Annotated in this window: 18 protein-coding genes; 15 read left to right on the top strand and 3 right to left on the bottom strand. The window is 55.5% G+C overall.

Features of this window, described 5'->3' with window-relative positions:
• Nucleotides 1-23 precede the first annotated feature (23 nt).
• The 15 genes from JNK54_02725 to rnr all read left to right on the top strand — a co-directional run bounded on the left by JNK54_02725 (nt 24) and on the right by rnr (nt 16,870).
• Entirely contained in the window at nt 24-287 is a 264-nt protein-coding gene (locus JNK54_02725) for a hypothetical protein (protein ID MBL8023184.1), read from the top strand.
• 60 nt (nt 288-347) lie between these two features.
• The gene (locus JNK54_02720) at nt 348-1,046 is read left to right on the top strand and encodes a hypothetical protein (protein ID MBL8023183.1); all 699 of its coding nucleotides are present in this window, start codon (nt 348-350) and stop codon (nt 1,044-1,046) included.
• A complete protein-coding gene (ispH, locus tag JNK54_02715) occupies nt 1,001-2,047 on the top strand; it encodes a 4-hydroxy-3-methylbut-2-enyl diphosphate reductase (protein ID MBL8023182.1) in 1,047 nt (348 codons plus the stop codon). The genes JNK54_02720 and ispH overlap by 46 nt, the downstream gene beginning before the upstream one ends.
• On the top strand, nt 2,044-2,820 hold the full coding sequence (locus tag JNK54_02710; protein ID MBL8023181.1) for a gamma-glutamyl-gamma-aminobutyrate hydrolase family protein: 777 nt from the start codon (nt 2,044-2,046) through the stop codon (nt 2,818-2,820). The genes ispH and JNK54_02710 overlap by 4 nt, the downstream gene beginning before the upstream one ends.
• Before the next feature lie 16 nt (nt 2,821-2,836).
• Nucleotides 2,837-3,766, top strand: a complete 930-nt coding sequence (locus JNK54_02705; GenBank protein MBL8023180.1) for a hypothetical protein — start codon at nt 2,837-2,839, stop codon at nt 3,764-3,766.
• The gene (locus JNK54_02700; protein MBL8023179.1) at nt 3,763-4,704 is read left to right on the top strand and encodes an SDR family oxidoreductase; all 942 of its coding nucleotides are present in this window, start codon (nt 3,763-3,765) and stop codon (nt 4,702-4,704) included. The genes JNK54_02705 and JNK54_02700 overlap by 4 nt, the downstream gene beginning before the upstream one ends.
• The gene (locus JNK54_02695; GenBank protein ID MBL8023178.1) at nt 4,688-6,718 is read left to right on the top strand and encodes an adenylate/guanylate cyclase domain-containing protein; all 2,031 of its coding nucleotides are present in this window, start codon (nt 4,688-4,690) and stop codon (nt 6,716-6,718) included. The genes JNK54_02700 and JNK54_02695 overlap by 17 nt, the downstream gene beginning before the upstream one ends.
• A 1-nt stretch (nt 6,719) precedes the next feature.
• Nucleotides 6,720-7,685 (top strand): tRNA lysidine(34) synthetase TilS, encoded by a 966-nt coding sequence (gene tilS / locus JNK54_02690; protein MBL8023177.1) that lies wholly within the window; start codon nt 6,720-6,722, stop codon nt 7,683-7,685.
• Between the two features lie 85 nt (nt 7,686-7,770).
• Nucleotides 7,771-9,663 carry an ATP-dependent zinc metalloprotease FtsH gene (gene ftsH, locus JNK54_02685; protein ID MBL8023176.1) on the top strand — a complete coding sequence of 631 codons (1,893 nt, stop codon included), beginning with the start codon at nt 7,771-7,773 and terminating at the stop codon, nt 9,661-9,663.
• Between the two features lie 30 nt (nt 9,664-9,693).
• Entirely contained in the window at nt 9,694-10,578 is an 885-nt protein-coding gene (gene folP, locus JNK54_02680) for a dihydropteroate synthase (protein MBL8023175.1), read from the top strand.
• Complete coding sequence (gene nadB, locus JNK54_02675) at nt 10,563-12,191, top strand: L-aspartate oxidase (protein ID MBL8023174.1); 1,629 nt, start codon at nt 10,563-10,565, stop codon at nt 12,189-12,191. Before folP ends, nadB begins: the two co-directional genes overlap by 16 nt.
• Nucleotides 12,188-13,366 carry a tetratricopeptide repeat protein gene (locus tag JNK54_02670; GenBank protein ID MBL8023173.1) on the top strand — a complete coding sequence of 393 codons (1,179 nt, stop codon included), beginning with the start codon at nt 12,188-12,190 and terminating at the stop codon, nt 13,364-13,366. Before nadB ends, JNK54_02670 begins: the two co-directional genes overlap by 4 nt.
• Entirely contained in the window at nt 13,363-14,190 is an 828-nt protein-coding gene (locus JNK54_02665) for a hypothetical protein (GenBank protein ID MBL8023172.1), read from the top strand. The genes JNK54_02670 and JNK54_02665 overlap by 4 nt, the downstream gene beginning before the upstream one ends.
• Nucleotides 14,187-14,789, top strand: a complete 603-nt coding sequence (locus JNK54_02660) for a DUF4202 domain-containing protein (protein MBL8023171.1) — start codon at nt 14,187-14,189, stop codon at nt 14,787-14,789. The genes JNK54_02665 and JNK54_02660 overlap by 4 nt, the downstream gene beginning before the upstream one ends.
• 161 nt (nt 14,790-14,950) lie before the next feature.
• Nucleotides 14,951-16,870, top strand: coding sequence for a ribonuclease R (rnr, locus tag JNK54_02655; GenBank protein MBL8023170.1), 1,920 nt, complete (start codon nt 14,951-14,953; stop codon nt 16,868-16,870).
• 14 nt (nt 16,871-16,884) lie between these two features.
• Here rnr and JNK54_02650 read toward each other — a convergent pair whose 3' ends face one another.
• Genes JNK54_02650 through JNK54_02640 form a run of 3 tightly spaced genes read right to left on the bottom strand, consistent with a single transcriptional unit; the run spans nt 16,885 to nt 21,235 of the window.
• Nucleotides 16,885-18,150, bottom strand: a complete 1,266-nt coding sequence (locus JNK54_02650; protein MBL8023169.1) for a hypothetical protein — start codon at nt 18,148-18,150, stop codon at nt 16,885-16,887.
• Nucleotides 18,150-18,611, bottom strand: coding sequence for a hypothetical protein (locus JNK54_02645; GenBank protein MBL8023168.1), 462 nt, complete (start codon nt 18,609-18,611; stop codon nt 18,150-18,152). The genes JNK54_02650 and JNK54_02645 overlap by 1 nt, the downstream gene beginning before the upstream one ends.
• 29 nt (nt 18,612-18,640) lie before the next feature.
• Entirely contained in the window at nt 18,641-21,235 is a 2,595-nt protein-coding gene (locus tag JNK54_02640) for a carboxypeptidase regulatory-like domain-containing protein (protein ID MBL8023167.1), read from the bottom strand.
• Nucleotides 21,236-21,741: the final 506 nt, after the last annotated feature.

Genomic DNA, 21,741 nt, shown 5'->3' with positions numbered 1-21,741 from the left:
GAGGATGGGGGCAAGAGAAAATCATGAACCGGTTGGAAAAAATGGTGGCTTTTGTGTTGGGAACTCTTGTGTTTATCGGTCTCTTTGTGTTCATCTATACTTCCATGAAGGCGCCTCCCGTGACCCTCTCCGGTGACGAAGCGTCTTTTTATGGGGAAGGGGACGATTTTATTGATTTTAACGAGCTGGTTGAACCTGAGGACGAAGAGAAAGTTGTTCCTCCCCCCAATGGAAAACCGGGGGATTCTGTTGCAAAACCCGTGGCAAAAAAAGAACCAAAAAAATAATTCATTTTCATTCCACCCTCATCTTTCCCTTCGGGGAGTCTTGAAGGCAGGGAGGTCCCCATGGCTCCACCCCGTCGTCCTTACAATCATCTGTGGGAAACCCTGCGCCAAACAACGGTGCTTCGGTTTCCCCGTCACCGGCTGGCCACCTTTGGTCGGACGGAGATTCAGTATCAATTGATCTCCTCCGTCTCTGCGCGTCCCGCCCTTGCCAACCTTCGTACGGGTAAAGTGATCGCTGAACGACCTCAAATTTTAACCCCCGATATGTTTTCCCAACGGTTCCAGGGTTTTGGGGACGATGCCTCCTCGTTTGAACGGTTTTTTAAAGATAATTTTTCCGATAGTTTCCGAGGTCTGGAATACAGTTTCCGCAACGAACTGGCGGCCACCGAACCGCACCGGACCGACGCGCGGGAATTGGCCAAGACCATCCGTCGTGACCTAGACGCCCGGGACGTGGCCCGAGCGGCCGTCATCGTGGGACCCGAAAGCGGGTGGAGTTTCTCCCTCATGAAATTTATTTTGGAAGAAACCTCCCAAAGTTTTTCCGTTAACATGCGCGAATTGGATGAGCGCGGCCTCTTTAACCCTGAATCCTCCGAGGAACGGCGACGCCAGGAGGTGGAGGTATTTTTCCGTCGTGCTGAAGCCGATCCGGCGCTCATTAAACCCCTGGCCGACCTATTGAACCGCACCCAATTGTTTGATGAATTCCAAGACCGGTTTTTTGGTCTGGTCAACCGAACGCCGCGGTGAAAGTTTTTCTGGCTCGTCCCCGTGGCTTTTGTGCCGGGGTTGTGCGTGCCGTTGATATTGTCAATATCGCTTTGGAACGCTTTTCCGCGCCCGTTTATGTCCGCAAAGAAATAGTTCACAACCGAGCCGTGGTGGAAGATTTTAAGACCCGGGGTGTCATTTTTATTGACCATTTGGATGAGGCGCCGGAAGGCAGTTTGGTGGTTTTCTCCGCCCATGGGGTGTCTCCCGAGGTGCGCGAACGGGCGGAAGAACGGGGACTGCGCGTGATTGATGCCACGTGTCCCCTTGTCACCAAGGTCCATCTGGAAGTCCACCGATTTTTGCGGGAAGGGTTTCAATTGGTTCTCATCGGCCACCGTTCCCACGATGAAGTGGACGGCACATTGGGGGAGGCTCCCGGAAAAATCCAACTGGTTGAATCGGTGGAAGACGTCAGCCGTTTGATGTTTTCTCCGGCAGACCGGATCATGATTTTAACCCAAACCACGCTCAGTTTGGATGAAACCCGTGGGGTGATCCTCGCCATTAAAGGGCGTTTTCCCAAGGCCCGAACCCCGCCCAAAGACGATATCTGTTACGCCACCCAAAACAGGCAAGATGCTGTAAAAGACCTTTTGGGTCGCGGTATTAAATTGCTTCTGGTGGTGGGGTCGAAAAACAGTTCCAACAGTCAACGGCTGGTGGACGTGGCCCGGCAGTCGGGGTGCGACGCCCATCTCATTGACGGGGCCAGTGAAATCGATCCCTCCTGGATTTCGCGGGTGAATAGTGTTGGGGTCACGGCCGGGGCTTCCGCGCCCGAACACTTGGTTCAGGGGGTGATCTCATTTCTTCAAGTTCGGGGCGGCGTGGTGGAAGAAGTCTTGGTCCGCAACGAGGACACCCATTTTTCCCTCCCCAAAGAATTAACCGACCCCCTTCCGGGCGCCCGTCCTGGGGGGCCCTTACTTTCTCGGGAAGGTCGGGGCCATCGGATGGGAGAAGGGACCAGCGTTTGACGCGGCGCAATAACCCGTTATTTCCCCTCATTGTTTTTCGCCATGTGCCCCACGAAGGAGTGGGGACGATAGCGACGTCATTGGAAAAGGCAGAAGTTCCCTACCGCTGCATTGATACCGCACAAGGAAATCCGTCCTTTCCACCCCTTTCTTCTCTTCCGGGACTTCTTGTGATGGGAGGCCCCATGGGGGTCTACGAATCGAATCGTTATCCCTTTTTGAAACGAGAAGTGGCTTACATTCGTAAAGCTATTGAAGCGAGGAAACCTGTTTTAGGGATTTGCCTGGGGGCCCAATTGGTTGCCCACGCTCTTGGGGCAAAGGTGTATCCACAAAAAAAGAAGGAAATCGGTTGGTATCGGATCCACCTGACTTCTGAAGGAAAGCGGGATCCCCTCCTCCGCGGGAGCCCGCCATCGCCGTGGGTTTTCCATTGGCACGGAGACACGTTTGATCTGCCCCCAAAAGCTCACCGTCTCGCTTCTTCGTCTTTGTGTGCCAACCAGGCCTTCCGTTTCGCTCGTCACGTGTATGGACTTCAGTATCACCTGGAAGTGGACGCCCCCATGATCCGGGAATGGTTGGCTGTTCCCGGAGCGAAGAACGATTTAAAATCGGTCGGTCCGGGAACGGGCCAACACATCCGAAAGGATCTTTCCCATCGAATTCCTGGCCTTCATCAGATCGCCGAACCCTTTTTCGACAGGTGGACAAGACAACTCACAAGGAAGCCTTTGTCCCCAACGTTCAAATCCGCTAAACTCTCTTTTTAATCTAAAGGAACCTCACATGGAAAAACCTTTGAAACGTCCCTATCCACAGATCCAGTTGGCGCGGGCTTTAATGCTGGTTGGTTTTGGCATTTTGCTGACCTCCTTTGCCCTGGCCCGACTGGATCGGGAACCCTTTGACCGATGGTTTTATGCGTTCGCCTGGTGGAGTTACATCTTGATCGTGGATGGGTGGGTTTACCGTCAAAGAGGGGAGTCTCTCCTGATCAGCTACCCCGGCCGCTTTCTTTTTCTTTCTTTGTGGTCGGTGGTGTTTTGGTCCGCCTTTGAGCTCTTAAATTTTCGCCTTCAAAATTGGCACTATGTGGGGCTCCCCACGCAAACAGCGGTTCGTTGGTTGGGGTATTTTATTTCCTACGCCACCGTGGTTCCAGCGCTTTTGGAAACCGCCGATCTTCTCGACACCGGATTTTTGCGTTCGGTTTCTGTGTCCCCTCTGATGCGGTCGGGGCGCTGGGTGTTGGGGCTCATTGGAACGGTTTGTCTCGTGCTGCCCCTTCTGTGGCCTAAACTCTTTTTCCCCCTCATATGGGCCGCTCCGCTCCTTTTGCTCGAACCCCTTAACGAGCTTTTAGGGGGGCAATCCCTCTTGTCCGACTGGCGCTCCGGAACCCTTCGCCGTTTTTCCCTTCTTCTGACCGCAGGGTTTTTCTGCGGTCTCTTGTGGGAATTTTGGAACGCCTTTGCGGGGGCCCATTGGGTCTACTCTGTTCCCGGGTTGGATCGATGGAAAATCTTTGAAATGCCTGTGGTCGGCTATTTGGGTTTCCTGCCGTTTGCGGTTTCCGCTTACACCGCTTCAGTCACCGCCACGAAATTGTGGGAGAAGTCCACCGGGCCCATTCGGGCGGCCCTTGGCCTGGCGAGTGTGGGGATGTGTTGGGTGGTGTTCGCGGGAGTGGACCGGTTGACCCTTCTCCTCCCATGAAAACAGGCACGTATCTCGTGACGGGTGGGGCGGGATTTTTGGGGTCGCACCTTTGTGACGCGCTCCTGACGCGGGGTCACCGGGTCCTCTGTGTGGATAATTTTCTAACGGGGAGGCCGGCCAACATTGCCCATTTGGCCGGGCACGATCGATTTCGTTTCATCAAACACGATGTTTCCCAAGACCTCTATCTTCCCGGCCCCCTGGACGGGGTCCTCCACTTTGCCAGCCCGGCGTCCCCCCGTGATTACCTGGAGTTTCCCATCCAAACCCTGAAGGTTGGCGCTCTTGGGACTCACAAAATGTTGGGGTTGGCCAAAGACAAAAAAGCCCGTTTCCTCCTGGCCTCAACCTCAGAAGTTTACGGTGATCCCCAGGTTCATCCCCAGAAAGAAGACTATTGGGGGCATGTGAATCCCGTGGGTCCCCGGGGCGTCTACGACGAAGCCAAGCGGTTTGCCGAGGCCATTTCCATGGCCTACCACCGGACCCATGGGGTCCGGGTCCGCCTGGCCCGCATTTTCAATACCTACGGTCCCCGCATGCGAAAAAAGGATGGCCGCGCGGTGCCTGAATTCATTTCCGCCGCCCTGGCTAAAAGTCCTTTGTTGGTCTTTGGTGACGGACGGCAGACAAGGTCGCTCTGCTACGTGACCGATGAGGTGGAAGGGCTGCTGCGGCTTCTTTTTTCATCTCAAGTGGGCCCCATGAACATTGGAAATCCCCAAGAATATTCGATTGAAGACGTCGCGCGAATGGTAAAAAAATTGACTCGTAGTTCCAGCCGGATCGTTCACAAACCCTTACCCGTGGATGACCCTAAAATTCGTCAGCCGGATATTTCCTTGGCGCGTCGGGCCTTGAAATGGAATCCCACCGTTTCTCTGGAGGAGGGTCTTCGCCGCACCATTGCTTGGTTTCGTGCCCCCACTTCCTAAAAAAAATCGGGGAGTCGCCGGTCTCCTCTTCATCAATATCCTTGGGGCTCTGGGGGTTTATGTCCTCCACACCACGCCTATTTTCGCTAATCTCGAAAACGCATTTGTGGATTTGCGTTATTGGGTTCGGGGGGTTGTCCTCCCGGACCCTCGCGTCTCCATCGTTACCATCGATGAAAAATCAATCCGCGAACTGGGACTTTTCCCTTGGCCGCGAAAGCACCACGCCCAACTCATTCATGTGTTGACGAAGGCGGGGGCCCGTTCCGTTGCTTTCGATCTCCTGTTCACGGATCGGGATCCAGACCACCCTCAAGACGATGCGGTTTTGGGAGATGCGGCCGAGCGAAGCGGCCGCATCGCGTTCGCTATTCTCTTTAACCGAACTCCGGAAGGTCGTCCCACCGATCCGCTTTTGCCTGTCCCCGAATTGCAACGGAATCATGTGGGGGTAGGCATGGTCAATATTTTCCCAGAAAAGGATGGGGCCACGCGCCATTTGCCCCTGTGGGTCCGACAGGGCGATACGCTCATCCCCTCTTTAAGTCTTGCGGCTTGGGCCGCCGCTGAAAGAAAATTACCAGAAGAACTTCTCCTGCAATCGACCCCTCCAGTGGATTCTGGATCCTTTTGGAACGAAGTTTATCTCAACTACACCTATTGGCGGGAAGACGAAAGCACACGATCCCCTTTCCCGACCACGTCCTACGTGGATGTTCTTAAAGGGCGGGTCGACCCCCATTTCTTTTCTGGGAAAATCGTTCTTGTCGGAGCCACGGCCGCCGGGCTCTTTGACGCCAAATCGGCTCCAGGGGCCCCTGTTATTTACGGAATTGAAATCCACGCCAACGCGTTGAACAATTTGTTAAAAAGGAACTTTTTTCAAACCCAAGCCACCTCCGGTCCCTGGTTGATGCTCATCTTAGTCCTCTTTGCGGTGGGGTCCTGGTTGTTGATGTCCCATTCCTCCACTTTTGTGGGGGGCGCTACCGTGGGGATGGTTCTGGTGGGGTATTATTATTTGTGTCAACTGGCGTTTAACCGCAACATCTTGTTGCCCTACGCTGCCCCGATCCTGGGTTTCTTAGCGACCTATTTTAACGCGTTGGTATACCGTCTTTTCATTGCGGATCGGGAACGGGAAAAGATTCGAAACACCTGGTCCCGCTATATGTCCCCCAAACTGGTGGATCTCCTCATCCAAGATCAGGGGGTACTGGCGGCCGGGAACCGGGAAGTCACAGTGTTTTTCTCTGACCTCGCCAAATTCACGACGTTGTCCGAACAGTTTCAACCGTCAGAGCTTGTGACGCTCTTGAATGTCTATTTTACCCAAATGACAGACATTTTGATTAAACACGACATCACCTTTGATAAATACATCGGTGACTGTATCATGGGGTACGGAAACGCTCCCCTCGAACAACCCGACCATGCCTTGCAAACCTGTCGAGCGGCGCTCGAGCAGGTGGCCGCTCTCCCTTCCCTCCATAAACAGTTTGCGTCCCGAGGGTGGCCTCCGTTGGAATTCCGAATCGGCCTTCACACAGGGACGGTTCTCTACGGAGAGCTGGGCTCACACACCCGGTCCAATTACACGGTGATGGGGGATACCGTTAATGTGGCGTCGCGCCTGGAAGGAGCAAATAAATTGTTCGGCACCAAAATCCTTATCTCTGAATCAACGTACCAGGCGGCCCATCACGGGATCGAAGCGCGGGAATTGGATTTTATGCGTGTGGAGGGGAAAAAGAAACCCTTGCGGGTTTATGAACTGGTGGCATTGAAAGGCAATTTGATCCCTCTTCAGCGAGAGGCCTTCGCGATTTTTTCCGATGCGCTCCGCCTGTACCGGGACCGGCGTTTTCAGGAGTCCCGAACCGAATTCCTTCGGGTCCGCGACCTCCTTCCGGAAGATATCCCCGCCCGTCTTTACGTGAAGAGATGCGACCAGTTTCTTCATACGCCCCCGCCCACCGATTGGGACGGGGTGTTCGTGATGACGTCCAAATAGCGTGAACGTGGAGGCGGAATTCCGTGTCCGGATATCCGGGTTCGGTGAAAACACGTTTTCCCGAATACTTATCGCCTGTTCCGGCGGTCCGGATTCCATGGCGCTCCTGGATGTGGCGGACCGCTGGGGAAAAGAAACCGATAGGTATTTGGCCGTGGGGCATGTGAACCATGGGCTCCGGGGCCGAGCCTCCCAGGGCGACGCCACTTTTGTTCAAAAGGAAGCGGCCCGGAGAAAACTCCCTTGCGGTGTTCTCTCCGTTCCTGTTCGCGACTGGGCCGCTCGGCGCGGGCGCGGATTGGAGGAAGCGGCCCGGGAACTCCGCTACAAAGCTTTGGCCCGCCTGGCCTTGCGGTTTCGTTGCGCGGGGGTCGCAACAGCCCACACGCTGGACGACCAAACGGAAACGATATTCATGCATCTTATTCGCGGGGCGGGGCCTGGGGGGTTGGCCGGAATGAGGGAGGCCAGCCCCTGGCCCATCCCCGTCTTGGGCAAACCGCCCACCCTGCTTCGTCCTTTTTTAAACGTTTCTAAAAAAGATGTTCTCCATTACCTTTCATCGAATAACATTCCATCTCGCCACGACGCCAGTAACGCGAAACCCATTTTTCTACGAAATCGACTTCGCCCGGTTCTTCAATCCTGGAATTCCCTCCGCCCCGGATTTTTTCAACGGATGGCCCAAACAGCTCGCATCCTTCAGGACGAAGAAGAGTATTGGCGAACCCGCTTTTCTTTACGACGGAAGACCCGGCCGATTCGTCTTGAACGGACCTCCTTTTTACGGTATCATGTAGCCGAACAAAGGCGGCGACTCCGCCACCTTTACGGGCTCACCCGATTTGAGAGTGTGGAACGTGTCCGACGCTTTGCCTCGGATCGCACCCACGGCCCTTTGGACATTCCGGAAGGCCACGTCGGTAAGGTCGGGAGATTTCTCTTTTTTCATCGGCCTCACCGATGACCCCCCAGCGAACGAACCACAATTTGATTTTCTCGCGCGCGGGATGATCAGGAACCGGGCACTCAGACCCCGGAAAGGCGGACACATGAAAAGTAACGGTCGCAACGTGATACTCTGGCTCTTGATCTTCTCGGGGGTGCTGTTCTTTATTCAAAGTCTTCGCACGGCCCGTGTGTCCGAAAAAGAAATTCCTTACTCCCAGTTCAAAATCGCTTTAAAGGAAAAACGGGTAGACGAAGTCCGGGTGGGGGGAGACCTGATTCGCGGGAACATTAATGACGCGGGCGGGAAAACGGTTCCGTTCCGAACGATCCCCCTCAACGACCCCAAACTGGTGGAAGACCTTGAACTTTCCGGAGTCACACAGTTTTCTGGGGAACCCGAACGGGGCTGGGTCAATTCCATGTTCATGAATCTCCTCTGGATTGGCGTTTTCTTTTTCCTCTGGTGGTTCGTGGTCATCCGTCAGATGCAAGGGGGTGGCAAGCAGGCCATGGCTTTTGGGCGGTCCAAAGCTAAACTCCAGTCCGCGAAGAAACAGAAGGTCACTTTTAAGGACGTGGCCGGGTGTGATGAAGCGAAAGAAGAACTCGAAGAGATTATCGAGTTCTTAAAGGAGCCCGCAAAATTCCAAAAGTTGGGGGGTAAAATACCCAAAGGGGTTCTTCTCTTTGGTTCGCCCGGAACCGGGAAAACCCTTCTGGCCAAGGCCGTTGCCGGGGAGGCCGGTGTTCCCTTTTTCTCCAGTTCAGGATCGGATTTCGTTGAAATGTTTGTGGGCGTGGGCGCTTCACGCGTCCGAGATCTCTTTGATCAAGGACGTAAAAATGCCCCGTGTCTTCTCTTCGTTGACGAAATCGATGCGGTGGGGCGACAACGTTTTGCCGGGATTGGCGGTGGCCACGATGAACGGGAACAAACGCTGAACCAGCTGTTGGTGGAGATGGACGGGTTTGATACCAAAGAAGGGGTGATTTTAATCGCCGCCACCAACCGTCCCGATGTGTTGGATCCGGCCCTTCTCCGGCCCGGCCGGTTCGATCGCCAGGTTTCCGTCCCCATGCCGGACCTGAAAGGTCGTGAGCAAGTGTTGACGGTTCACGCAAAAAACATCAAGTTGGCGGGGGGGGTGGACCTTTCGGTCATTGCCCGACGAACCCCGGGGTTCACCGGCGCGGATCTGGCTAATCTTGTGAATGAAGGGGCTCTTTTGGCGGCCCGGCGAAACAAGAAAGTCGTGGACATGAACGAATTGGAAGAAGCCATTGAGCGCGTCATCGCGGGTCCCGAACGGAAAAGCCGCATGATGAGCGAAAAAGAAAAATTGGTCATCGCCTATCACGAATCGGGGCACACGTTGGTGGCCAAAAAGTTACCGACCACGGATCCCGTTCACAAAGTATCGATCATTCCCCGGGGGCCCGCGTTGGGATACACTCTCCAACTGCCGACGGAGGATCGCTACCTCACGACAAAATCGGAAATCAACCATCGGCTTTGCATTTTGCTGGGGGGCCGTATCGCCGAACAGTTGACGTTCAACGAAGTGACCACCGGAGCCCAGGACGATTTGGCCAAGGCCACACAGATCGCCCACAAAATGGTGTGCGAATACGGTATGTCCGAACGGCTGGGCCCGATCACTTACCGTAAAAAATCCGAAGAACTGTTTCTGGGTCGAGAGATCGGTTCTGGGCAAAATTATTCCGACCAAACCGCCCAAATGATTGACGAAGAGGTGAAACGGTTGGTGGCCGAGGCGCAGGAGCGGGTGACCACCATTCTGACCGATTACCGCGCTGTTTTGGAAACGTTGGCGAAAACCCTTGTGGAAAAAGAAGTGCTGAACGCCGAGGAGATCAACGCCATCGTCGATGGTCGTCCTCCGGCTCCACCGACCACCCCTCCTTTGAACCTGACCAATGGGGAAGAGGGGGGGGCCGCGCCGGGTTTTTCCCCCGCGCCGAATCCCGCCTAACGGGTTAGCGATGGGGCGTTCGAGCGGCGCATGATCCTTTCGACCCGCGCGGGAGCTCTGGACCTGTCAAACCCTCCCCTTTTGATGGGGATTCTCAACGTCACTCCGGACTCCTTTGCGGACGGGGGACGATACAACACGCTGGATGAGGCTTTGGCGCGAGCCGAAGCGATGGGCCAAGCGGGGGCGTCTTTGATCGATGTGGGCGGAGAATCCACACGGCCCGGGTCTGACCCCGTTCCCCTCGAAGTGGAACTGAAGCGTGTGATTCCAGTGATTCAAACATTAGCCTCCCGTCTCCCCTCTCTTCCCCTTTCCGTTGACACGACAAAAGCCGAAGTGGCCCGACAGGCTTTGGAAGAAGGGGCCTCCTTGGTGAACGATGTCTCGGCGCTGGGAGACCCTTGGATGCCTGCGGTTCTTCGGGACCACAACGTTCCGGTCATCCTGATGCATCGCCAAGGAAATCCGCGCACAATGCAAGACAACCCCGTTTATGAAAACCTCCTTGAGGACATCCTAAATTTTTTCCGCGAACGCCTGGGCTACGCGGAAACGAAAGGCATCCGAACGAACAACATTCTATTAGATCCGGGATTCGGGTTTGGAAAAACCACGGACCACAACCTTTGCCTCCTCAACCATTTACCGTATTTTCTAAGTTTAAAGTGCCCCCTGGTGGTCGGTGTTTCGCGAAAATCGTTTATCGGACGACTGGGCGGAGGGGAAGAGAGCCCTTGGCCTCCTTCCGAACGGGGGGAAGGTACGCTGGCGGCAAACCTTTGGGCCGCCGCTCAGGGGGTTCACGTTCTGCGTGTTCACGACGTAAAGGAAACAGCCCGGGCCTTAACGGTTTGGAAAAAAATAACAAACGTGGAACGGGTCCCATCCCGACTCGAATGCCGAAAACCCTAGCCTCCGATTTCCTGATTATCGGTTCTGGAATTGGGGGGTTGTCCCTGGCGCTCAAGGCGTCGGAACACGGATCGGTCCGATTGGTTACCAAACGGCAGTTGTTCGAATCCGCCACGGGCTATGCTCAAGGAGGATTGGCCGCTGTTTTCTCCAAGGAAGACTCCCTTGACGCCCACGTGCGGGATACGCTCGAAACGGGGGCGGGTCTCTCCAACGAATCCATCGTTCGAAAAGTGGTCACGGAAGCCCCCGCGCGCGTCCAGGATTTGATGGATTGGGGAGTGCGTTTTTCTCCTTCACGGGTCACGAAGAACAGACGTTCCTCGTTTGAATTGGGATTAGAGGGGGGCCATTCCCAACGGCGTATTTTGCACGTGGGCGATTACACCGGTCAGGCGGTCGAGCAAGTCTTGGTGGATCGTGTTCGCCAAAACCCTCGCATCACCCTTCATGAACACCACGCCGCGGTGGACCTCCTAACGCGTCGACGTCTGGGGAAGCCCGCCGCCCGATCTCGAGACGTTTGTGGGGGCGCTTACGTCTTGGACATTGAAAAGGGCCAGGTGCAGACTTTTCTGGCTCGCGCCACGGCCCTGGCCACGGGCGGCGCTGGGAAAATCTATCTTTACACGTCGAACCCCGACGTTGCAACGGGCGACGGGATGGCCATGGCCTATCGGGCCGGGGCCCGATTGGGCAATATGGAATTCGTTCAATTTCACCCCACCTGTCTTTTTCATCCCAAGGCAAAAAATTTCTTAATCAGCGAAGCGCTCCGAGGGGAAGGCGCCATTCTCAAAAACCGTTCTGGAAAAAGGTTCGCCAAGACATACGATCCGAGGGGTGAACTGGCCCCCCGGGATATTGTGGCTCGGGCCATAGACGCCGAGCTAAAACGCACAGGGGACGAATGCGTTTTCTTGGATATCACCCACCGGGGCCCATCCTTTCTCCACCGCCGGTTCCCCAAGATTTACGCCAAATGCCTTTCCTTCGGGATTGACATCACCACCCAGCCGATCCCGGTGGTCCCGGCGGCTCACTATTTTTGTGGCGGGGTCATGACGGACGCCTGGGGCCGAACCGCGCTGGACCGGCTCTCGGCTGTGGGTGAAGTGGCTTGTACCGGGTTGCATGGGGCGAACCGATTGGCGTCCAATTCGTTGCCGGAAGCACTCGTTTTTTCCCACGCGGTGGCCGAAACCTGGGCCGGCATGGCCCAACAAGAATTTCCTCTCTATCCCGCTGACGTTCCGACCTGGAACACCGGCCGTGCCCGGAACCCGGACGAGCAAGTCATTATCCGCCAGGTGTGGGAGGAAATTCGCCGGTTCATGTGGAACTACGTGGGGATCGTTCGCACCACGAAACGATTGGAACGAGCGCGGAGCCGCATCACTCTGCTCCAAAAAGAAATTCAAGAGTATTACTGGAACTTTCTGGTCACCCCCGACCTCCTGGAACTCCGCAACATCGCGTTGGTGGCGGAACTGGTGATCCGTGCGGGATTGGCCCGTCAGGAATCCCGAGGCCTCCACCACACGCTTGATTTCACTTTGAGGGATGATCTCCATTGGAAAAAAACCGTGGTTCTTAAATCGAGGTGGACTTGAACTCTTCCATTGCGGACGAGGAAAATAATCTTCGTAACGCAGTCAACGCGGCGGAACGGTTGGGCCGGCTCAACCATCGCCGGTTAGAAGCCCTGACCGCTCTGGCGGACCATTACACTCAACGGGGACGCTTGTACGAAGCGGAACCTTTGTGGGTGAACGCGCTTTCGTTCCAAGAAAAAATCTTTGGGCCCGAACATCAAACATTGGCTCGCCCCTTGGTTCGTTTGTCTCATCTGTACGAAAAAATGGGTCGCTATGCCCAAGGGGCGGCGGTTCTCCGTCTGGCCCTTAAAATATTTGAGCGTGATTCGGTGGAAAACAGTGTTCAAGTGGCGGACTGTTTGGTTGATCTCTCTCGAGCGGCGTCCCGCCAAGAACGTTGGGAAGACGCTGAGACCCATTTGGCTCGCGCTCAAAACATCGCCCGTATTGTCCATGGAGAAAAAAGCCCGGCGTTGGCGCGGGTCTATCTGGCGTGGGGGGAACTCCAAAAAGACCGTCAAAACCATGAGGGGGCACGGGTTTGGATTTTTAAGGCCATTGAAAATTTTCAAAGGGTTTTGGGGGATCGTCATCCCGGATTCGCTGAAGCGTGGACGCTCCTGGGCCATGTTGAAAGGGACCAAAAACACTACGATAAAGCCGAGGCGCTGTATCAACGGGCTCAAGAGTACTTGCGGGGGGAGGGAGGGGGGGTCCTCCAGCATTTAGGCAGGCTCTATTTGGTTGAGGGAAATCCTCGCCGAGCGATTCGCCTTTTACGTCCAGCCTTAGCGTTACGGGAAACGGCCTTGGGGGCCCACCATCCGGACGTGGCGGAACTCCTGGTTCTATTGGCCGAAGCGGACGCGGCACGACGCGCTATTGAAAAGGCTGAGGTGGGGTTTCTCCGTGCCTGGGAAATATTTGAAAAAACGCTGGGGTCCGATGCTCCGGGCCTTCTTCAAGCGGAATTCGGTTTGGCGGCCCTGTATTTCGACCGGTCCTGTTATGAAGAAGCGGATCGCCTCTTCGGGCAGTTGGTCCGAACTCAAGAGCGGATCCATGGTCCTCATCACCCGGCGGTTCGGGCGGCGATCACCAACGCCCGAATTTCCTTGGAGGCGCAGGACCGCTATGAAGTAGAAAATTCTTTCGACTCATTGGAAGCCATTGGAGGCCCCGTTTCATGATCCCCAACGAACGTCCCGCCCATAAGATTCTGAGCCCGCGCCGCAAACGATCCCTGCTTTCTTTTCGCCGAAAAACGGATTTAGCATGGTTTCTATTAACCCTCGTGATGTTTTCATCTGGAATGACGGCCTTCGCGCTGGCGGGGTGGTTCTTGCGCCGACCGCAACAACCGAACGAGGTCCCCTTCGAGAGAGCGGCTCCTGTTGCCCTTTTGAAAGATCCGATCGCCCGGACCTCGCCTCCTCCGATCGTGGTGGAAAAACCGGTTGAAAGGAAACCTGCCCGTCAAAAACCCGTGGCTCCCCCACCCCCTGCAAAACCGAAACGACCGACCACGGTTAAAGTCATTCCGGAAAACAAAAGCTTTAATCTCCTGCAAGAAGCGCGAAGTCCTAAAAGGGAGGTGGACGGGCCCGCCCGGCTTTCCACGAAAATGATCGATTTGAATGGAGAAAAAGAACTGAAACTGAACTATGACCTGGCTCAAGGAGAATGGGTTCAAGCTTCGTTAAGTCTCCGGGCGGACCTCCGCACATTTTCCCGCGTTCAATTTTTGTTTAGGGGGGAAGGCGCCTCCAACACGTTCGAATTCAAAGTGGTTGATTCCGATGGAACCAATGTCGGAACGTCCTGGCCGCGCCAATCAGGGAACACGGCCTGGACCGTTGTGGACTTGGTTTTGTCGGATTTACCTTACCTTTGGGGAGGGGATACCACCCTGGATTGGAAACGGGTGCGCCAGATTTATTTTGCTGTTTCAAAAAAAAAGGATGATCAAGGCGGGCGTGGCCGAGTGACAATTCGGGGCGTCCGATTTTTATGAATTCTTCCTGTTTATCAAGTGTTTTAAGCGCGATTGACGCCGCCAACGCCGCGGATCCGCGGGCGACCCCGGAAGGGAAGCCGTGGGAAGTGGCCCACGCCGAACACTTAACCCGATGGGTGCTTCGCCTTCACCCCCAGGCCAACGCGCTTCTTCAAATTGCCGCTCGGGGGCAACATCTTGAGCGATGGATCAACCCACGCGCCTCATATCCGGAAGGACGGGCCGGTTATCTTCAGTGGCGGGAAGATCTTAAAACGTTTCATGCTCGTCGGACGGGTGAGGTCATGATCCAGGCCGGGTGTTCCTTGGCAGAACGGGACCGTGTGACCGCCCTGATCACTAAAAAAGCGCTCCGGGCTGGGGACCCGGAAGGCCAGGTTTTGGAGGACGCCCTCTGTCTGGTTTTTCTAGAAACCCAGTTCTCGGCGTTGCGCACCAAAACTCCGGAATCGAAAATGACAGAAATTCTTCGGAAGACCTGGAATAAAATGTCCCCCGCGGGCCGGGCAGCGGCCCAATCCCTTCCCCTATCCGTCCAAGAGAAAGCCTCCCTCGTGCAAGCTTTTTCCGAAGGGCCTGAGGCTCCACCCCAGTAAAATGTTAGACTTTACCCATGACCCGAGGATCCCATCGAAAAAATAGGCAGGGAAAAGGGGCTTCACGTCCCCAACCCAAAGCCTCCAAACCTGCCCAAAGTCGTCCCCCTTTAAAGACCTCTATTCAACGACCACCTGCTCCCGGGCGTCATTCTCCGCGTGTGGAAAGTCCTCCTGTGGAAGGAAAACTTCAACACAAAGGTCGGTTCGGTTTCGTTTTGTCAGAAACACCTGGGAAACCCGACCTTTTTATCACAGGCCCCACGCTTAAGTTGGCCATGAACGGGGACCGCGTCCGGGCCCGAACGTTGCGGCACGGGGATCGGCCGGAGGGGGAAATCCTTTCCATTGTGACCCACGCTCGGACAACCTTGGTGGGCGCTTTCCTCGCGGGTCCGCTTCCCGCGTTGGCCCCAGAAGGGCCTGGGGATCCTGTCCTGATCATCGACAACGGAGGATTAGCGCCCAAAGACGGGGATCTTTGCGTCCTTCGTGTCACGCGCTGGCCGACGTTGGCGGAACCCCCGGCGGGTGTCCTCACCGAGATATTGGGAAAACGCAACGACCCGTCAACCGATTTGAAATTTTTGCTCCGCAAACATAGTCTCGCCGAATCGTTCTCTTCTGAGGTGGAACAAGCCGCCACGTCTTTCGGTGACGATGTCCCTTCCTCCGCGTGGCAGGGCCGGAAAACATTTTTTGATCTCCCTGTGTTTACAATCGATGGATCGGACGCAAAAGATTTTGACGACGCGGTCTCTTTGGAAGAACGACCTCAAGGGGGATGGCGTTTGGGTGTTCATATCGCTGACGTGTCTCATTATGTCCAGGACGGGTCGGTTCTGGACGAGGCGGCCCGAGAACGCAGCACCAGCGTTTACCTGTCCGGGGCGGTGGTCCCCATGTTACCGTTTCCCCTTTCAGACAACCTGTGTTCGCTTCGCCCCCACGTCCCCCGCCTGACTCTGACCTGCCTCATGGATTTGAACGCCGATGGGGAAGTCACTCATCATGAACTCTTTGAAAGCGTCATTCGTAGTGTTCGCCGGTTTACCTATGAAGAAGTGGAGTCGCTCTTAAAGGGGGAAACCGCCCTCGATGTGTCCCCCTCCATTCAGAACGCGGTGACCCGCATGGGGGCGCTGGCCCGTCGGTTGCGGGAAAGACGGTTCGGGCGTGGGTCCCTGGACTTTGATTTTCCGGAACCCTATATCGTTGTGGACGACCAGGGCTGGCCCTTGGACGCCCGGCGGCGGGAACGGGGAGAAAGTCACAAATTGATCGAAGAATTCATGCTTCTCGCGAACGAAACGGTGGCCCAGGCCATGGCCGACGTTCCTTTCCTCTACCGCATTCACGAACGACCGGATCCCGCCAAAATGGAGGCGTTGGAAAAAACACTCCGGGCGGTGGGGGTGTCGGTCCCCACGGGCTTACATGACGGAAAACCCGCCGCTCTGCAAAAAGTGATGGCAGGGGTGAGGGGCAAACCCGTGGAACCCATGGTCCACATGATGATTTTACGCAGTTTAAAACAGGCCGTCTATTCCCCAAAAAATTCCGGCCACTTCGGCCTGGCCTCTTCCAACTACACCCATTTCACGTCCCCTATTCGACGTTATCCCGACTTAATCGTTCATCGTCTTGTTAAAGAAAAACTCAACGGGGTTCTCACCCCCGCCCGCCAAAAAGAATGGGGAAACCAATTGGGTGAACTTGCCGCAGACGCTTCGGTCCGGGAACGCATCGCGGTGGAAGCGGAACGGGAATTTTTGGATTTAAAACGGGCCCAGCTCATGGCCTGCCGGGTTGGGGAAACGTTCGATGCCGTGATCACGGGTGTAACCAGTTTCGGCCTTTTCGTGCAACCCACCACCGTTTTTGTGGAAGGTTTGGTCCCGATGACCGAACTGAAAGACGACTACTATCTCTTCGATGAATTACGTGCCCAACTTCATGGACGCCGGACCGGACGGACGTACCGGTTCGGCCAAGCTATTCGGGTCCGTTTGGCCGCCGCCAACACCGAAAAGCGCCAGCTGGATTTTTCCCTCGAACCAACTCCCCGCCCCAACCGCTGATCGTAAAAACGTTCTTATGGGCAAGCGGCGTTGCTTCCTGTCTCCCAGGTGCACGCCACGTCCCGCCAGGAAATCCGTTGAATGGACCGGTTGGTGGTTTTGGCCGCCACCGCGGCGTCTGGATTAAAATAGAAGGTATGGTTCGACCCCAAGGCGGGAGCCCCCTGAACAATGGCGGCCGCGTAAACAGACGAATTTCCTGACCCTGTAAACTGTAACCCACCCCCCGCGTAAAACAACCCGCTGAACAATATATTGTCGATGGTTTTAGTGGTTGAGGCCGTGTAATCCGCCGCAACGGCAGCCGCGTAACTGCCGGGGGCCGCACCATCAAAATTAGACCGGTAATAATTCCAATCGTTCCCATATTCTTTCCACGCTTTGGGAGGTACGGGAACTGTCATGGTACGGGACGAACCGCCGTTTCCTTGAATTTCCACATACCCCAAGGCGATTAAGACTCCTTCCATAATATTGCCACCCGATCCAGGTTTAAAGGACGCGTTTCCCGTAACAAACCAGGTTCCTGTCTGCGGAGACCCCCCATTTTTACAGCCTTTAAAAGAAGAATCTCCCACTTTGTAAAACGTGCTTCCACAGGCCGAAATCGTGGCGCCATCGGCCTGGGATTGGACCTGGTAATAGGGCAGGTCTAAAGTGGGATTGGGCGGAAGATCCGTTTTATACGACCACCACTGAACGTTGTCGGTGTTCGGGGGAGCCGACCCGTTTCCGTCTTGGGGGGTGACGGAACCCACGGAATAAAATCGGGGATGATTTCGACCGCTTGTTGCAATTCCTGTTCGTGAAAGGACTGAGCCCCATTCGACTTCTGTGCTCCCTCCCATCCCCACGATGCCCTCCGCGGTGATGGAATTATTCAAATCACCCAATCGAGCATACTCGGCTCGGACCGCGCGAACCGCGCCATCGGCTGTGGTGCGGCCCACTCCCGTGATCAGGATCGTGCTGGCGGTCTGGGAAGCCAATCGGATTTGATATTCCCCCACGTTGGGTTCGCTGTAAGTGACATCAAAATTGTAACCCGCCACGGCGGTGCCCGATGACACCAACGCCAATGTCGCCGTCGACATGGTGAGGGTTTGAAAACCCCGTTCCAAAGCCGACTCCGCCAACTGGAAAGCTCGCGTGCTGTTGTTGGCCTTCACCGTCAGGCGGGTGTCGCTGGTGATAAACTGAACAAAGCCAGGCACCAGAATCATGAGCACCGCCAAAATGACCACCACCATGACCAAGGCGTTTCCCGTTGGTTTTTTCATTAGTTCATGACCCTCACTTTTTCGATGGAAAACTCTAGAATTTTTGTTTGTCCTTCATAGGTGCCCGCCTCCATGGTCAGAGCCATGGAAAGGACGTTCGGGTTATCACTTCGCGGGTAAGAAAAAGCGATGAACCGCAAGTGTTTAGAGAGTTCATGGGGTGACCCATCCGACAAAAACAATGATCGATTTTGTTGATACACTTGGTAGGTGGTTCCATTAATGCCTGTGAACGTAATCCGCGACCGGGGGGGTTGCCCGGTCACTTGGTCGATGGTCACGCTGGTGGCCACGGCTTGGCGGATAAGACGGTTCATGGATTCCATAGCGTTCCGAGCGTCCCGCTGGATTTCGAGACGTGCTGTGTTCAGGCGAAAGAAACGCGTGACATGAACCATGAGGGGCGTGACGGTCAGGATCAAGAGGACCAGGATCACCATGGCCACGGAAAGTTCGGTCAAGGAATATCCACCCGGGTGTCGTCGCGTTCTCACCAGACGAGGTCCTGGGTCGCCATAGCGGAGGCGGTGGACACGGAAACAGAAAACGGTCCTCGGCGGGTGGTGGACGGCGAACTTCCCGAAAAGGTGGTGTAATACCCGTATAACTTGTAGGGGGTGGCTCCACTCCTCACCGTGAGGTCGAAATTTCCATTTGGGTCAGACGTGGTCTCATAGAGGCAGGGGGAACATCCGCTGGTCCCCGTTAGGAGAGGGGGAGGGTCGGTGGCGGCTCCCGCCAAGGTGGCGGTCGTAGCCAAAACCACGACGCCGGTGGGGATGGGAACCGTTCCCACCCGCGCTTGCCCTCGAATGGTGGCCAGCCCGCTGGACACTGTGAATGTGGATGAAAAAACAGAGACCCCCGGGGTGGTCACCGTCACCGTGACAGAAGAGGGGGTCACCGTTTCCATGGGATCTAAGGCAGTTTGGATGGTGTAGGTCCCCGTGGAAAGATTTTTTAAGAAAAAAGTTCCCGTGTGGTCGGAAGACGCCTGGGCATTTTCTATGAATCCCTGGAGAGCGACCGCCACTCGCCCGGGCAACGGTTGTCCGGAGGAGTTGCGAAAAAATCCCTGCACTCCCCCGGCCCGGGACAAAACAAAATTTCTGGGATCATAAAGGGCGCCTGCCACCGTGGCCAAGCTCAACGATTCGCTTGAATAAGTCCCAATGGTGTTCCCAGGGTTCGCCGTCACATCCGTCACGCCCGCCTGGGCGTAAACGAAATATCGGCCGCTGGGCCCGGTGGTGTAGCTGTTTCCACCGGACCCCACAACAGGGATTCCCGAAAGCGGTTGACCCCCCACCCCATACAGGGTTCCCGCCACGTAGGCGTAGGACGTCGTTGATTCCAAAATGGTGTGGTTGTACGGGGAGTCCACCCAAGGGGGGAGTGTGGAGGCATTGGGAAACACGACGGGGGACAACCCCACATTAATATCATCCACGAGTGTAAAGTAATTGCTCGTTCCAAAGATCCCCGGAATAAAGGCCACGGCTGTCCAGGTTCCCGTGGCCGCGGCGACGGAATGGCGGCACACCAGATGACCGCTGGGCAGGGTCGTGTTCACACAAACCTTTCCTTCCGACAAGGTGTCCGAGAGGGCCACCCACGCGCCTATGGCCGGGGTTCCTGTCAAAGGGGCTACGATGTCGCTGGTGTTCCGTGGAGGAACTGTGATCCCTATGATGTTCTCAAAATCCTTACTGTTGTCTTCGGAATCGTAGGCGGGTCCGTATCCTGTCAAGACTGTCCCTGTGGCGCTTGTCCGGACAAACTGTTCATTCGCTTGAAGGCCCAAGGCCGAAGTTCGGCACGCGGTCTCTCTCGCTCCCAGGGGCGGGGTGACTCCCCCTTTGCACCATCCGACCGTATCCTCGGTTCTCCAGACCCCCGACACTTTTCGATAAAAAGAAATCCCCGCGGCGCTGTTTAATTCGAACATATGGCTGGGGGAACGAAAATTGGTGGCCACTCCATCGTCCCAGGAATACCCATTGGTGTAAAGGGCGTCCGCTTGGCGTGTGACGCCGGCCACTGTAACAGTGGCGGCATTGGCAATTAAATAAAAACCATGGGGAGGAATATGGGGTGAGAGGTAGGTCATATGCGAAAACCGCCATCCTCCCCCCTGTTTCCAGTAGTAAAAAAAGGAAGACCAGTTGGTTAAATAAAAGGCGTCCCCCGGTGCCCCCACTCCCATGGGAATCGCGTTTGGTGTCGGATTGTATAACTCGAAGTATTCCCACTCCGCCGCGGGGCCCGTGCTCGCTACGATTTGGCTAATCACCACATGGTCGCGAACATAGAGGTCCGTGGTCACCGTTGAGCTCGCCATGGCGAGCAAGTTGAACGGCGTATTCACCGTGGCGCCGGAACCCACCGATACGGGAGTCGGGGTGAACCCCATAAAAAAGGGACGCGAGGAACAGGTCACCGTATAGCTTCCCGGAGTCACCGAAAAAGAATAGGCCCCGGCGTTGTCCGTGACTGCTGTGTAGTTGTTGTTTTCCACCGCGGTGACCACCGCCCCGGCAATGGCCGTGCCCGATCCTTGTCGGGTCACCGTTCCTGAAATGCGCCCGTCCATGACAGAAGTGGACAGCTGACCCAATAGGTTTTGGTGACGAAAACATTTCCATTCGCCGCTCTCGTTCCACAAAACAAAAACCGTCACTCGTTTAAGGCCGGTGTCGTCGCTGGTCCAGGGGACCGCCGTGAGGGTCGATCCATCTTGAAAAACATACTCAATATGGGTGGCCCGGGTGAACGACATCCCTCCCGCCACGATATCATCGGGGGGATACGCCGCGTTGTCATACCCAATGGCGGGGGTAAATCGGGTGTCGTTAAAAGTGGAGGTGGTGACAAGCAAGGAATAATACGACTTTGATTTCATGATTTCCACTTGTTCCAACGCCAGGTTGTTGGCAAGTGTTTTGGCCTTAGATTTTTGTGTGTTAAGAGACAAGAATCGGAACGTGGCCATCAGGCCCACAATCCCCACCGACAACACCACCGTGGCGATAATGAGTTCTGTTAAGCTCACCCCGGCCCGAGGTCGTAATCGTAACTGGACCATTAACGCCGCCTTCGTGTGACGGGAATCTCGCCCCGCAAGTGAGGCGCTTCCAAGGATGGTTTTGAAGAAAGAGGGGGGGACGTGGGCCCCCTAGAAAAAGGTTCCGGAACAACGCCTGTGACTAATTTTTCAAAAACCTGGCCCGGAAGATTCACCTCTGGATCCCGCGGGGGGGAAGAGCTGAGAGGCTCCACGGTTGGAGGAACGGAATAGGTCACCTGGGGTACCCTGATCCTCTCGTTGGGTGGAGGAAGGACCACGTGGGGGGACGAGGCGGGAACAGGAACGGACAAAGGTGGAGTGGGGGGGGGCGGACTCGGCCAAAAAAGGAATCCCAAGAGAACCACTACCCCGGCCCAAAACACATATTGCATGGGACCCCCTTTCACAGAATCTCAACGTAAGAACAAAGAAATGAATCGCCCACGTTGGCTCACAATGAACGCTCTAATCTATAACCCCAAAACAGGAAAATGCCAAGGGGTTTTATTACCAATTTTGACTTT

This window comes from Elusimicrobiota bacterium (assembly GCA_016788905.1).
Taxonomy (GTDB): domain Bacteria; phylum Elusimicrobiota; class Elusimicrobia; order FEN-1173; family FEN-1173; genus JADKHR01.
Note: the sequence above shows the minus strand (reverse complement) of the source record. Positions and strands in the feature narration are given on the sequence as shown.

Bases quoted from the DNA above. Each gene is read 5' to 3' on its own strand.
- ftsH (MBL8023176.1), top strand. From the start codon at position 7,771: ATGAAAAGTAACGGTCGCAACGTGATACTCTGGCTCTTGATCTTCTCG.
- JNK54_02650 (MBL8023169.1), bottom strand. From the start codon at position 18,150: ATGAAAAAACCAACGGGAAACGCCTTGGTCATGGTGGTGGTCATTTTG.
- JNK54_02665 (MBL8023172.1), top strand. From the start codon at position 13,363: ATGATCCCCAACGAACGTCCCGCCCATAAGATTCTGAGCCCGCGCCGC.
- JNK54_02705 (MBL8023180.1), top strand. From the start codon at position 2,837: ATGGAAAAACCTTTGAAACGTCCCTATCCACAGATCCAGTTGGCGCGG.
- nadB (MBL8023174.1), top strand. From the start codon at position 10,563: ATGCCGAAAACCCTAGCCTCCGATTTCCTGATTATCGGTTCTGGAATT.
- JNK54_02700 (MBL8023179.1), top strand. From the start codon at position 3,763: ATGAAAACAGGCACGTATCTCGTGACGGGTGGGGCGGGATTTTTGGGG.
- JNK54_02660 (MBL8023171.1), top strand. From the start codon at position 14,187: ATGAATTCTTCCTGTTTATCAAGTGTTTTAAGCGCGATTGACGCCGCC.
- folP (MBL8023175.1), top strand. From the start codon at position 9,694: ATGATCCTTTCGACCCGCGCGGGAGCTCTGGACCTGTCAAACCCTCCC.
- JNK54_02725 (MBL8023184.1), top strand. From the start codon at position 24: ATGAACCGGTTGGAAAAAATGGTGGCTTTTGTGTTGGGAACTCTTGTG.
- JNK54_02640 (MBL8023167.1), bottom strand. From the start codon at position 21,235: ATGGTCCAGTTACGATTACGACCTCGGGCCGGGGTGAGCTTAACAGAA.
- JNK54_02720 (MBL8023183.1), top strand. From the start codon at position 348: ATGGCTCCACCCCGTCGTCCTTACAATCATCTGTGGGAAACCCTGCGC.